The 14,058-nt window shown below is 34.5% G+C and carries 11 protein-coding genes; 1 reads left to right on the top strand and 10 read right to left on the bottom strand.

The features are described 5' to 3' along the window. Positions 1–33 precede the first annotated feature (33 nt). The 9 genes from Q0845_RS01190 to Q0845_RS01150 all read right to left on the bottom strand — a co-directional run bounded on the left by Q0845_RS01190 (position 34) and on the right by Q0845_RS01150 (position 9,404). Positions 34–2,010: a serine hydrolase gene (locus Q0845_RS01190; protein ID WP_298507883.1), complete on the bottom strand. Its 1,977-nt coding sequence runs from the start codon at positions 2,008–2,010 to the stop codon at positions 34–36. Positions 2,011–2,082: 72 nt separating this feature from the next. Further along, positions 2,083–3,762 carry a helix-turn-helix domain-containing protein gene (locus Q0845_RS01185; RefSeq protein ID WP_298507880.1) on the bottom strand — a complete coding sequence of 560 codons (1,680 nt, stop codon included), beginning with the start codon at positions 3,760–3,762 and terminating at the stop codon, positions 2,083–2,085. 127 nt (positions 3,763–3,889) lie between these two features. Beyond that, entirely contained in the window at positions 3,890–4,387 is a 498-nt protein-coding gene (locus tag Q0845_RS01180) for a nuclear transport factor 2 family protein (RefSeq protein WP_298507878.1), read from the bottom strand. A 90-nt stretch (positions 4,388–4,477) separates the two neighbouring features. Continuing rightward, positions 4,478–5,563, bottom strand: coding sequence for a serine hydrolase (locus Q0845_RS01175; RefSeq protein WP_298507875.1), 1,086 nt, complete (start codon positions 5,561–5,563; stop codon positions 4,478–4,480). Between the two features lie 71 nt (positions 5,564–5,634). Further along, the gene (locus Q0845_RS01170) at positions 5,635–6,417 is read right to left on the bottom strand and encodes a LytTR family DNA-binding domain-containing protein (protein ID WP_298507873.1); all 783 of its coding nucleotides are present in this window, start codon (positions 6,415–6,417) and stop codon (positions 5,635–5,637) included. A 38-nt stretch (positions 6,418–6,455) separates the two neighbouring features. Beyond that, entirely contained in the window at positions 6,456–6,950 is a 495-nt protein-coding gene (locus Q0845_RS01165; protein WP_298507870.1) for a hypothetical protein, read from the bottom strand. A 30-nt stretch (positions 6,951–6,980) separates the two neighbouring features. Continuing rightward, positions 6,981–7,415: a hypothetical protein gene (locus tag Q0845_RS01160; RefSeq protein ID WP_298507868.1), complete on the bottom strand. Its 435-nt coding sequence runs from the start codon at positions 7,413–7,415 to the stop codon at positions 6,981–6,983. 137 nt (positions 7,416–7,552) lie between these two features. Next, the gene (locus tag Q0845_RS01155; protein WP_298507866.1) at positions 7,553–8,962 is read right to left on the bottom strand and encodes a pyridoxal-dependent decarboxylase; all 1,410 of its coding nucleotides are present in this window, start codon (positions 8,960–8,962) and stop codon (positions 7,553–7,555) included. Then, entirely contained in the window at positions 8,955–9,404 is a 450-nt protein-coding gene (locus Q0845_RS01150; protein WP_298507864.1) for a GNAT family N-acetyltransferase, read from the bottom strand. The genes Q0845_RS01155 and Q0845_RS01150 overlap by 8 nt, the downstream gene beginning before the upstream one ends. A 91-nt stretch (positions 9,405–9,495) precedes the next feature. Here Q0845_RS01150 and Q0845_RS01145 point away from each other — a divergent pair, with 91 nt between their 5' ends. Continuing rightward, entirely contained in the window at positions 9,496–10,929 is a 1,434-nt protein-coding gene (locus tag Q0845_RS01145; RefSeq protein ID WP_298507861.1) for a PLP-dependent aminotransferase family protein, read from the top strand. A 634-nt stretch (positions 10,930–11,563) separates the two neighbouring features. Here Q0845_RS01145 and Q0845_RS01140 read toward each other — a convergent pair. Then, positions 11,564–13,918, bottom strand: a complete 2,355-nt coding sequence (locus Q0845_RS01140; protein WP_298507859.1) for a TonB-dependent receptor — start codon at positions 13,916–13,918, stop codon at positions 11,564–11,566. Positions 13,919–14,058 lie beyond the last annotated feature (140 nt).

Below are 14,058 nucleotides of genomic sequence, written 5' to 3'. Positions count from 1 at the left end.
ATGCGTCTATAGACTTTTCAAAATTGAGTTTCACTAAAACAAATCTAAATCTGGCCAAAATTTGATAGCTCCAATTCCATCTTCAACTGCTTTTTTTAAGGCACTTCGGTGTGAGGTTTCGCCGTCTTTATATTTTTTGGAAAAGTTTGTCAAAATTACATAACTTACGCCATTGCTCATTTTCTTTAATAATGTTCCTGTACCAGCCATACTTCCACCATGCGACCAAGTTTTTCCACTTACAGACCAACCTTTTGCATATTTGGAATTTGCTGATGAACCTGTTGTCATCGTATTGATAGTACTGCTTTTTAATATGTCTTTTTTAGAGTTTTGTCCGTCTACACGCACCATAAATTTTAGTAAGTCTACCGAAGAAGCAATCCAACCACCGTGACTGTCCATTCTACGCATTTGTAAGTCGTATGGTTTTCTGTCTGAATAGTAGACTACTTCTTTGTATTCACGGTCTTTTTTATCATTAGCACCAATAACCATTTGCGTAATTCCACATTGCTTTAAAATATTGTTACGTACATAGCTTTCGTAACTTTTACCAGTTTTCTTTTCAATGATTCTTCCTAATAGATTGTATCCAAAGTTTGAATATTGGTAATAGGTTCCTGGCGTATGTGTTGGATTGCGTCTTCTTAAAACCCAATTAATATGTTGTTTTCTATTTAGTATTCTCTTTTGAAACATCGGATCACTCCATTTATCTTTACCTTTTGGACTTAAATTGTTATCCCATGTATCACCGCCAGCCGTATGTTCTAGTAATTGCTGCACTGTTATTGCTTTTTCACGATTTCCCAAACTAAGCTTTGCATACTTCGTTCCAAGAATGCTGTTTTTTCCAAGTACTTTGTCACTTAACTTGAGTTTCTTTTGTTCTACCAACTTCATGATAGCAGCACTTGTAATTGGCTTAGAAATACTTGCAATACGCATTGAGCTTGTTGCAGCAGCAATCGTTTTGTTTTCCTTGTTTCCGTATCCATATCCTTTGGCGTACACGAGTTTTCCATCTTTTACAATTCCAATCGTAACCGCAGGAACCTTGTAATCCTTCATTACTTTTTTGATCTTAGCATCTAATTGATTGATATCATTCCCTTTCCAAGTCGTTACATTTTTAAAAGCTGCTGCATATCCTGCATCTTTTCCTGCATCATGACCACTTACAGAAATTGGCACATATCCTTGATAGTGATGATTGTCTACTTGTAATTGATAGTTTTTAGTATTCATATCATGACGTGCACTATAACGTCCAGATTTCTTTTCCATAATGACAGCATAATAAGTTTTGTTACTTACATCATAGCTGTCTACTTGTGTCACACGATATCCTTGCTTCCAGTATTTCACTACAGTTTCTTGATATTGCTTGCTTGACAATCCATGACGCGCCACATACCCTGAAGCATTTCCTTTTTTCCAAATAGCTGCATAATAGGCTTTGTTTTTTACACCATAACCACTGATATGTACCAAACGATAACCATCGTTTTTGTTTTTCTTGAATTCAGCAGCATACTGTGTTCCTGTCAGTCCGTGACGCGCTCTTAATCCACTCGTATTTTGTTTGTTCCAAATGGCAGCATAACGTACATTTTTTCCATCATAATATCCATCAACATGTATCAAACGAAAGCCATTTTTGTTATGTTTATTTACCTCATCTTGATATTGTTTTGCTGTAAGATTGTGACGTGCAATGAGTCCCTTTGTGCTTTGTTTTTTCCATAAAGCGGCAAACTTTACTTTTCCATTTACATAATATCCGTCAACATAAGTTAATCGATATCCAGCTTTGTGATATTTATCTACTTCTTTTTGATATTGCGCAGAAGTAAGTCCATGACGTGATGCATATCCTTTTAATGTTTTTACCGCATAGGGTTGCGCTTCTTTTTCGGCATTTTCGCCTTTTTCTGTTGTTGCATTCGAGAAAGAAAGTAGTAGTAACATTCCCCATAATGCCAATTTAGTTTTTGTATTCATCATTTTTATTTTTAAAATTAATAACGATGCAAACCTAGTATTGACAAGGGCTTCCAGTGTCCCGTATTATTGAAACTAAATGAATTGGGACTCGTATGGGTGTTTTTCCCGAAATGCCGTAGGTGACATTCCTGTGTGTTTTTTGAAAGAATTGTAAAAAGCCGATTTGGAATTGAACCCAGCTTCGAGTCCAATAGATAAAACCGGATATTCTACAAAAGCCGGATGCGATAGTTTTGATTTTATTTCTTTGATACGATAACTATTGACAAAATCAGAAAAGTTATGTCCGCTCAATGCATTGATTACTTGTGAAAGATAATTTGCACTAATATTGATTTCTTTGGAAAGTGTAGCGAGTTTTATTTCTGGATCTCGATACCGTTTTTCTTCTTCCATAAGTGTACAAATTTCTTTGTAATATGAATTATCATCTGTGATACTGATTCCTTTTTTCTGTTGAAGCTGCATTAACTTCTTTTCAGTTAGCTTCGCGATGAGTTGAAATAGATAGAGATGATTTTCAGTAAAGAAATTACGTTGTGAATGTTCTGCATCCAATACGCCTTTCAGTATTCCTTCTACGTATATAGGAACGGCTAATTCGGACAATCGTGCTTTGTCATCAATAAGGTAGCGTTTGTCTTTGCTGGTATCTTTGATGAGTTCATAATTTCCTGTTTTGGCAACACTTCCCACAATTCCTTTTCCAATAGAGATTTCTTTGGGTTCATGAATTTCAAATCCAGCTTGTTTTTTGTTTCCAAAAGCAGCTTCTTGTTGTAATACTTGTCTTTTCTCATCTATTAAATACAACACACAATCTTCCAATTGTAGTTTGGAAACACAGTTTTCTAGAATGTCCCAAAGTACTTCTTTGGTTTTGTTTTTATCAAATAAAGAAGTCGCAAAATAACTCAGAATAGCAATTACTTGCGATTGGTTTTGTTGTAATACTTGTAATGCTTTCGGTTCAAAAAATTCATCTAATCCTGAAAGATTGAATTCTTCTTTTTCTTCGTTTCTTTCCTTTTGAATTTTGTGTAAATGCGGACTACTTTTTATGTAGAATATGTAATAACATCCCAAATACGCAATCCATAATGGATAGTAGTTGTGATTTCCACTCACATTTACATTGGTTTTAATGTATAAGAGTGTCAGCAACCAAAAAACACTGAGTGCAATGAGCGTGACATAGATGTTTTTCAACCATTTCGTTTTACGAATTACAGCTGAATAAGAGAGTTCGCCTAAGCTTTTTTCGTAGTTTTTGATGATGTTATAATTCCAAATACCAATCACGAAAGTAAATAGCAAGGCTAAATTTTCATTCCATTCCATACGAATGTTTCCAACCGTTTCTCGAGATAGTATCGCATAGTCTGTAAACACATTAACCTTCACCACCGTATAAATTAGAAAGAATGCTATAAACGGAATAAGTAAGTAATATTGGTATTTTTTGAAGAGTTCTTCTTTTTGCAAATACGAACAGGTAAACGCTGTAAAAATAACGGGCGCTAAAAATTCTAACGGAAAAAAGAACAGCATGACTGCTTTGTAGTGTTTGGTAATATTAATATCAAACGAAATGTATTGCAAAATCGCAATCGCTGTCAACACAAGAAACCAAAAGAAATAACGAGTGGTTTTGTTATTGATTTTACGCGTAAATATATGATAGGCTACCAAAAACAGCAATCCGATAGCGCCAGCGAATATAGTTGTGTTGTATAGGTTCCAATGTAACATCTTTAAGTAGGTTTAGTCACTTAAAGATACAAAGAAAACCGATTCAAGCACTTGATTTTTGGCTAGTTGGTTGTGAATATTGTGTGAATTGTTAGTTCCAGATATTTTCTATTAATATCAGAAAGCCTTAATTTTTATGTGTGCTCACAATTCGAGTCATCGTCCAAGTACCATTGTCATTTTTCCAGATAGTCACAAATTTACTTGGAATGGATTTCGCATCAGGTTCTTGCTTATTGAAGAATTTATGTGTTCCCATTTGTACAGCGCCATATCCATTGATTGGATACACTTCAATACTGCCTTCAACCAATGTGCGTGTTACTTTATCGCAGATATTGTTTTTTAAGGATTCTAAAATTTGTGTTTTGGACGTTGCCAATCCGCCTTTGTCATGAAAAAACTCAATGTCTTCCGAAATCAGCTCGGCTTGCGTTTCCATATCGCAGGTATTATACGCATCAAAGAAACGCTTGTCTAGCTTTACAATCGTATTGTATAATTCCTGATCTATAGGAACATATTTCTCTTTGGCAACAACAGTTTGTTTGGATTTGGCACGCACAGAAATACACGAAGTGGTAAAGATTCCCAATGCTAGTAACAAAAGTAGTTTTGATTTCATAATAATGTCTTTGATAATTGATGATATTAAAAAGACATCAAAGTTTAGCTTTTGTTACACTTCCACTTTATTTCATGCTTGACACGATATTTATTTCTTTGCACTTTTTATAGATAAACCTAACAACGTATTCGCCACAGGATTCACACTCGACTGCGCTCTTGAAGTATTTGCAAGGATGATACTCACTGCTTTTTTACTAGGCACTATAAATAGAAACGAAGTATTCCCAGTTTGTCCTCCTGTATGACCAATGATGGCGCCTTCTTTCGGTTTTTTAGCATATAAAAACCAGCCAAAACCATAGGCGTTGTTTTCTTTTTCTAAACTGTGATGTTCGCGCATTAAATTCAAGGTGCTTTCTTTCACAAAGACATTATCCAATACTGCATTTCCAAATTTTATCATGTCACCAGAAGTGGTATAAAAACCGCCAGCAGGTATTCTGTTACTTAAGTTGTTTTCTTTCGCTTTTTTGGCTTTTCCCCTTCCGTTATTTCGTGTATACAATTCAGATTTATTGTCCATTTTTACGCCAAATTTTTCAACGCCCGTATTGGTCATTCCTGCCTTGTCCCAAATATTTTTTTGTATGTATGCTTCAAAAGTTCCGCCAGTTACTTTTTCTATAACAGCGCCTAAAACAGTATATCCATACGTAGTATAACTGTACTGAGTTCCTGGTTCGAACAGCAATTCTCGGTCTTTAAATAGGCTTAAGGCATCATATAGTGTTGGATATTCAACTTTTGTATTGGATTCGCGTCCATCTTTATAACCTGCAATTCCAGAAGTATGCGATAGCAAATGTCGGATTGTAATTTGAGTTTTTGGCTGTGTTGGATAGTCTGGAATGTAGGTTTGAATGGCAGCATCTAACTCTACAAGTCCGTCTTCTACCAATTGCATCACGGCTAAAGCTGTCATGGGTTTTGCTATAGATCCCATTCTGACTTTTGTTTCTAGATTGAATTTTTCTTTCGTTTTTATGTTTGCATATCCTGCTGCCGATTGTCCAATTATTTCCCCATTAACAGCATACGCTGCCACAACACCTGCTACTTTTTTTTCGGAAATCATTTCTTTTAATAAAGCAGCGACTTCTTCGTTTTTGTCTTGTGAGATTCCTGAAAAAGAGATTAAAAAGCTTGCAAATAAGATTACATATTGTTTCATCGTTTTTTGATTTATGAAGTTTGTACTGATTTCAAAAGTAGCAACGAAAGTCATAGTATATACCTATTTTACTAGGATTGGGATGAATCATCGGCTTTTAGTGGCGAATGATTCATAGCTAATATCTCTTTTTTGTAATTCTTAGAAATGGGCACTTCTATCTGAGTTAATAAAAGTGTGTTTGCATTCTTCCATGCTTTAAAATGAATTGGATTTATGAGATGCGAACGATGCACTTTCATTAATTGTGGCAATTGGGCTTCCATGTTTTTCAATGTTGTTCGCAATAGTTTTTTGTAAAGTTCTGTATTGATTACATACGCAACTTCTACATAATTGTCTGCACTAGAAACACAGATTAAATCTTCTTCTTTAATTTGTAAAATGTCTAATTTATTATCTCCTGTCAGAATGATTTTTTTTGTTGATGGATGCACCGCTTTTCTATTGATAAACCATCTGGCAAAAATGATGACAGGCAATAGGATAAAGAAAATCGGGTAGTATATTTCAAATGTAAATTTTATAAACGAATAATTCCCATTCACAATGCTCGATTTGTAATACCAATAGCTTCCTAATAATACCATAATATTAAACAGTGCTATAAAGAGTATTTCGAAAGCAATCGATCGTTTCTTCAGTTTTTTATATGCCCAATTCTGAAAAGGAATCAACAGCATATATCCAACAAATGAAATTAAACCGTAGACAGGCAATATTTCCAATCTTGCTTTTAGAGGTAATTCTGCAATATCAAAAGGCGCAATTAAGATTAAAAAGATAGACAACCAAATAGCAATGGCAAACGCTATTAAGAAATGATGTTTGTACGATGCTGTTGCTATAGACATTACAGTTTTTGAATTCTATTAGAAATTAATACCCTTTATTACATTAAATGGTCCGTGTTAAATGCGCTATAAAAATATTCTAAACACGTTCCATTTCCTCCAAATGATTCGTTATTTGCTATTACTATTTTAAGATCTGGTAAGAAATAATTTCCGCTTTCAGTTTCAATATATTCAATTCCTTTATTTTGAAACAGCTTCACAAAATCCATAATTTCTTTTCCAAATTTTAATCTAATATCGCCTACTAAAATATCAAATCCGTGATGAACTTCTAACTCATTTAATACATTATCTTTATTATAGCTTAAGAACAATGAATCATTTTTGGAATATAAATTTTCATAAATATCTCTTTTTTGATGTATGTTAATACTTTCATCTCCATTAAAACAGTGAGACACATCAATTATTTGGTCATCAGATTTATGTTTATTTTCTAAAAGTTTCCTTACTACATCGCGATTATCATTCCATTCTATCTTTAAAGAATTTATAAAGAAACCTTTATTTGGTAAATATTTTATTTCCATTTTTTAGTTTGTTGGCAATAGTTTGTATTCTTAATCTCCTTCTCCAACTGGAACTATAACGAAAGCCCATTCAATTTCATCAGGAACTCCATACTTTTCTAAAAATTCTCCACCAAGACCACTAACTTGCGATTTTTTATCTTCAATTTCAAGTCCATAAGTTTCTCCAAACATAAATTTCACACCATTATCTAATTTAAGTGTGTCTGTGTCTTTTAGGTTAAAAATTCTAAACTCATTCGGTTTTATTTTCAGGTTTTTAAGAATTCCAATGTCTTTAGAAGTTTCATTATAAATAAATACTTTATATATTTTCCCTGTTTTATTGTATTTAGCTGGAATTATAGAAATTTCATTCCCTTTTTCGATGAAAACGTTTCCATTTGAATCAGTCCATTTTTTTTCTTTTTGTCCGCAAGCAGATAGTGTCAGAAGAATTATAAAAACTTGAATGTATTTCGTCATTTCTCAAATTGTTGTCAATGTATATCTATTTTATAATCAAACCCAATTATGAGTCTTGAGATTGATTATCTTTAAAACTATAAGAATCTACACTAAAATCAAAATTATCATGAAACTACTTCGCTAGTATTTATAACTTATTCATTGGCTGTACATATATGATAGATTGCTTCTAATTCTTCTATGGCAATAGCAATGTCTTTTTGAGTCGTTTGCCAATTGACAAATGCTGCTCTAAAACACGATTCGCCTTTGTATACAGAAGCTGTTATAAATATTTTTCTTCTACCATTGAGTGTTTTTAAGAACGCGTCTTGTTGCTTCTGAGAAAAATTGACAACTTTAAAACATACTACATTCACACGTGTTGGCACAACGAGTTTAAAAATGGTACTGTTCTCAATATAATTTGTGAGTTGTTGGGCTAAATCTATATTTCTGGAAACAATTTCTTGATGTCCTTTTTTTCCATACGCCATCAACGAAAACCAAACGGGCAACGCTCTAAATCGTCTAGAGTTTTCTGGTAAAAAGTTTAAATATGAAAAGTTTTCCATAGGATTTCCCAAATACGGCGCATTGGAATTTTGAAACGTTTCTATATGTCGTTGTTGATGTTTTTCTTGAATAAAAAATACGGCATTATCATACGGAATATTGAACCATTTGTGACAATCTACTGTGATGCTATCTGCGTTTTCCCAACCTGCGACTAAATGCTTTTTATGATCCACACAAGCGACCAATCCGCCAAAAGCAGCATCAATATGCCACCAGAAGTTGTATTTTTCTTTTAGTTCAGATATTGCTTTTAAATCGTCAAAATCAACACTGTTTACCGTTCCTGCGCTGGATAATAATATGACTTCTCCTGATGGATTTTGCTGCAGAAACACTTCCAGTTGTTCAATATCTAGTGCTTCTCGCCCATCCAGCAACGGAATTTTGTGAATGTTAGTACTTCCCATTCCCAACATGGCAATTCCTTTTATCACGGACGAATGCGGCATTCCTGCGGCAATTTGTATGGGTTGTTGCAATCCTGTACGTGCAATATCATATCCTTGATTTTTCCCAATCCATTGGCGAGCTACTCCTAAACAGGTAAAATTAGACATCGTTGCTCCTGTCACAAAACCTCCAAAGAAACTTTTGGGCAATTCTAAAAAATCGAGCATTAGCTGAATGGTTTCTTTTTCTAGAATCGCAGAAACATCGCCTCTACCTTCAATACTTTGGGTGTTTTGATCAAAAGTTGTTGTCAACCAATCGCCCAAAACAGATGCTGGCGTGGTGCCGCCCGTGACATAGCCCCAATATCTTGGTCCAGAAGAACCGCACATGAGATGTTGGTATTCTTTTTGAAATTGTGCCAATACAGCTTCAGCTCCTAATCCTTCTTCTGGTAAGGAATAGTTTTGTACGTTTTGTGGTTTTGCAGCCGCTGGAATGGAATCTATGTTTTGAAAACGTTGTACTGCCAATTGTTGCACACTATGGAGCAATAGTTCCATGTTTTCTTTATCGGTTGTGAGTTGTTTATACATTTCTATAGTCTGTTATATTTCGTTTTTCCATATATAATTCTGGTTGCGTTGGTTGTACAAATCCATGCTTTTCATACAACCAATCGGCAGAACTCGTTAATAAAAACCAAAGACGTAATCCTTGTAATTCTGGATGATTCATAATGGTTTCCATCAACCAAGATGACAAGCCTTTTTTCTGATAGCTTTCTATGATAAATACATCACACAAATATGCCATTGTTGTTTTGTCTGTGATTACACGTGCAAAACCAATTTGCGTGGTTTCATGAAAGATTCCGAAGTTTAGTGAGTTATCAATAGATTGTTGTACCATTTTTAGTGGAATGTGCTGTGCCCAATACGATTCTTGACTCAGGTATTGATGAATCATTTGTACATCTAACTTTTCGGTATCGGTTGTAATGGAATACACTTCTTTTCTAATGATTGCTGTCTTCATTTTCTGTTGTTTTTTGATGATGCTAAAATTAAAGCAGATTTCGTTCAAAAAACAGATTCAGTTTTTTATATTTATACCATATCAGATGTTTATGAAAGTAGTCAATTTTTTATATGAAGATATTGCAAGTCACATTGAAGAAGATATTTTGAATGGTGTATTGCAATTAGGAGACAAGCTTCCGTCTGTGCGAATGTTCAGCAAACAACACAATGTGAGTGCTTCTACTATTTTTCAAGCGTATTATGCATTAGAATCGAAAGGTTTGATTGAAGCACGACCAAAATCAGGTTATTACGTAATGTATCAACCTAAAAAATATACAGCATCTTTTGAGGATTCTTCCCAAGAAGAAATTCCAACAATACATGAATTGACCACAGATGCCATGATTTCTTATATCGTAGATTTATTGAGCAGTGATGATTATACACGCTTATCATCTGCGCAACCCGATTTATCTTTATTGCCAACTGCTAGTCTGCAAAAAAGTATCAAGTCTGCATTGACCGCTTTGGGCGCCGATATTTTAAATTATGATCATCCGACAGGAAATGTAACCTTGCGACAGTTGATTGCAGGACAACAAATAAAATTAGGAAAAGCGTATACTACAAAAGATATTGTGATTACGGCAGGTTGCACAGAAGCTTTGACATTGTGCTTGCAAGCTGTCACTGAGAAAGGTGATATCGTGATTTCTGATAGTTTGACGTATTATGGAATTCATCAAATTATCAAAGATTTAGGATTGAAAGTGATTCCCGTGCCCATTCACACGACAACAGGTTTGGATTTGAAATTTTTAAAACGTTCTTTACAAGAGTTTCCCGTAAAAGCATGTTTGTTTACAACCAATTTTAACAATCCGACAGGAAAGAGTTTGAGTACCGAACAAAAGAAAGAATTGGTACAACTGATTACAAAACACCAAATTCCGTTGATTGAAGATGATGTGTATGGCGAATTGTATTTTGGAAAACATCGTCCAAGTACCTGCAAACAGTTTGATACCGAAGGATTGGTATTGTATTGTTCTTCTTTTTCTAAAACCTTAGCGCCAGGATATCGTATTGGTTATGCCATTGCTGGAAAGTTTACAGAAACCGTTACACGTTTGAAAAGAATCCATTCTTTGGGTTCAAGTACGTTGTCTCAGCAAGCTTTGGTCGGTTTTTTGTCTAAGGGAAGATATCCGTATCATTTAAAAAAGTTGCGCCATACATTACACGCAAATATGCTTGGATATTGCAAGCTGATTTATGAATATTTCCCCGAAGAAATTTATTTTATTCCACCAACAGGCGGCTATATTTTATGGATTGCTTTTCCAGAAGGTTTTGATAGTGTTGCCTTGTTTGAAGCGGCTAAAAAACACCATATTATTATTGCACCTGGACAGATTTTCTCTATGAATGATTCTCACAAAAATTACATCCGATTGAGTTTTTCAAAACCATTGACCGAACCTATTGAAGAAGCTGTCAAATTGTTAGGTAAGTTGGCAAAAGCGTTGATTTGTTAATTTGTTTTTAGTGACTTCAATTATGTAAACGTCAGTTCGATTTCTATGACATCTCCAAACGATTTCAGTAAAAAGGAAGGTATCATCTTCTAACAAATACACTATAAAATATTCGTGTATTCGTGGTTAGAGACTTTATAACTGAACGTCTTTTTAATGAACTATTTTTTATCACGAATTCACGAATAGTGTTTAGTGAGCAACTAATTTTATAAATATACGCACGAATTGACTGTGGTACATAGAATTATAAATGCATTACAAACGTCACTTCAAGTATTCTTTTCAATCAAAAGCTATTTTGAAAAGATTTTGTATCGAGAAGTACTTCAAAACAAATTGCTTCAAAATACATCTCGATACAATTTTTCTTCATTCTATTTCGAAAAATCACTCGATGTGACGTTTTAGTTAATCTCTGCTGCTGAACGTTTGCTATTCGATCGTCACTTCGAGTATTCTTTTCAATCAAAATATATTTTGATTGAAAATACCTAGCGAAGCTATCTTGAAAAGATTTTGTATCGAGAAGTACTCCAAAAACAGATTGCTTCAAAGTACATCTCGATACAATTTTTCTTCATTTTATTTAGAAAAATCACTCGATGTGACGTTTTAGTGAATTCAACAATCGTTAATCCGGCAATCGATCACGCTGTCCTTTTTTACGATTGAATCTGTACACAAAGGTTAGTGAAATTCTTCTTCCAATGGCTTTTCTTTCAGATTCTAAACGGAAGTTTTCACCTGTTACAACGACATCACGAATTCGCGAATCAAAGATGTTTCTAACATTTAAGGTAATAGCGCCTTTGTCTTTTAAAATGTCTTTACTGATGGCAAAATCGGCAAAGTATTGCGCTTTTTGCAAGGTTTGTCCGTTTTGATTTCTTCCTGTATAGTTGAAACTTGCTTGCATAGACAATCCTTTTTTGAATCGCATTCTGGAGTTGATTCGTGTAAACCAAGCTTCATCTTTAGTATCAAAATTTTGTCCTTCAAAATCTCCTTTTTGATCGTATTGAAAGAAGTTAAATTCTCCTGATAATCGCCACCATTTGAATGGATTGTAGGTTGTAGCTAATTCAAATCCGATACGATCTTCGGTGTCTAAATTCACAGGAAACGTTACAAAATTTCCATCAGCAGTTTGGTTGGTGACAAAGTTGAAAAAGTCGGTTGTATGTTGGTAATATACGGAAGGATTGATCGAAAATTTTCCCCAACGTTTTAGAAAAGCCGCTTCAAACGAGTTGGTATACATCGGATTCAAATCTGGATTTCCCGCACGCAAGTTTCTAAAATCTGTCAATCCTCCAAAAGGATTCAATTGCCAAAAAGCAGGTCTATTGATACGTCTACTGTAACTTAATTGCAAATCGGTTCTGTCTGCAACTTGATAGGTAAAATGTGCTGTCGGAAACAAGTTTGTATAGTCTTTATCATCATTGAACAAACGTTTTTCATCATCAATTCCAATATCTGAATGCTCTACACGCAATCCTAACAAATAACTAAACTTTCCGATTTTGTTTCCATATTGTGCATATACGCCATAAATACGTTCGTTATAATCCAATTCGTTGTCTAAATCTGGTACTAATACATCGTCAATATGTACCATATAATCACTCGTAATTCTTCTAATTTCTGTTCGAATTCCAGTTTCTAATCGTGATGTTTCCGTCAACGGAGATACAAAATTTGCTTGAAACAAAAAGTCTTTGCTGCTTTCTACATCGTCACTGTTAATAGTTGTAAAATCAGTGGTTGTTGGTTCCGTTCTTTGCTGGCGGATGCGTTCTTGTTCGTCATCATTCCAAAAATCATATTGCACATCCATTTCTAGCTTCTGCCCTTTTTTGTCAAAGGTTTTCACATAGTTCATTTCCAAACGGTTGAAGTTTTGTGGCTCTTTGTAATTTTCTATTCGCGAAATAGTACTGTCAATAGCTCCGTTTCCGTCTAAATACGAATAATTCAAGCGTGTTTCATCCGTATTTTTTAAGAGTGTATGATAATAACTAGCCGTTAAGGTATTTTTTTCATTGATGTAGTAATCGCCACCAAAAAAGATATTATGTGCATTATCATTTCTATCTTGATCGTTAAATTGCGTTAAACCTGTTGTAATTCCACTATTCGTTACTACTTGGCGTGTTGTTTCTTCTCCAAAGAAATTTGAGTTTCGGTATCCAACATTGGTAAATAAATTTATTTTGTCTGTTTTATAGGTCAAATTCAGATTTGCTCTAAAATCTCGTGGATCACCTGCCGTTAATTGTACCGAACCACTCAAACCGCCTTTTCTGTTTTTTTTGAGAATGATATTGATGATTCCTGCGGTTCCTTGCGCTTCATAACGCGCCGAAGGATTGGTAATCACTTCTACTTTTTCAATGGTTTCTCCTGGAATTTGATCCAAGCCATTATTCGCCACTAAGGCAGATGGTTTTCCGTTGATCAAAATTCGTACGTTTCCGTTTCCGCGCAAGCTAATTCCGCCACCAGCATCAACACTTACGGAAGGAACATTGTCTAAAATATCATTGACCGTTCCGCCTTGCGTTAATAAATCTTTTCCCACATTGAATACTTTTTTATCCAGTTTCAATTCTACGGTAGATTTCTCTGCGACAATTTCAACTTCGCCCAAGGCTTCTAAGTCTTCTTCCAAATTAATGGTTCCAAGATTGAGGTCTTTGTTTACTGTTACGTTTTTTGATTCATACGATTTAAAAGAAATAAATTCCACTTTAATGTTGTAGGTTCCTTGTGCAACATCTAGCGAAAAATTTCCTTTTCTGTTGGTAATTCCTCCTTCGAGTACTTTGTTTGTTTTGGTATCTAAGATCGTTACCGTAGCATATTCCAATACTTGTTGCGTTGTTTTGTCAACGACTTTTCCTTTGACTGTGTATGCTTTATTTTGTTGTCCGTATGCCAACAAGCATGCTAAGTACACAAATAGAATGATTATTTTTTTCATGTGTGTTCGTTTTTTGTTTGATTGATGCCACAAATATGTTATATAAAACGACACTATATTTTTAAATAGGCGAACACGGGCGTATAGTCGTCAAATAGGTAAAATTTACCTAAGTATGAGTTTCGTCTACTTTTTTAGGG

The sequence above is a fragment of the uncultured Kordia sp. genome (assembly GCF_947489565.1).
Classification (GTDB): domain Bacteria; phylum Bacteroidota; class Bacteroidia; order Flavobacteriales; family Flavobacteriaceae; genus Kordia.
This window is presented reverse-complemented; position numbering and strand designations above follow the sequence as displayed.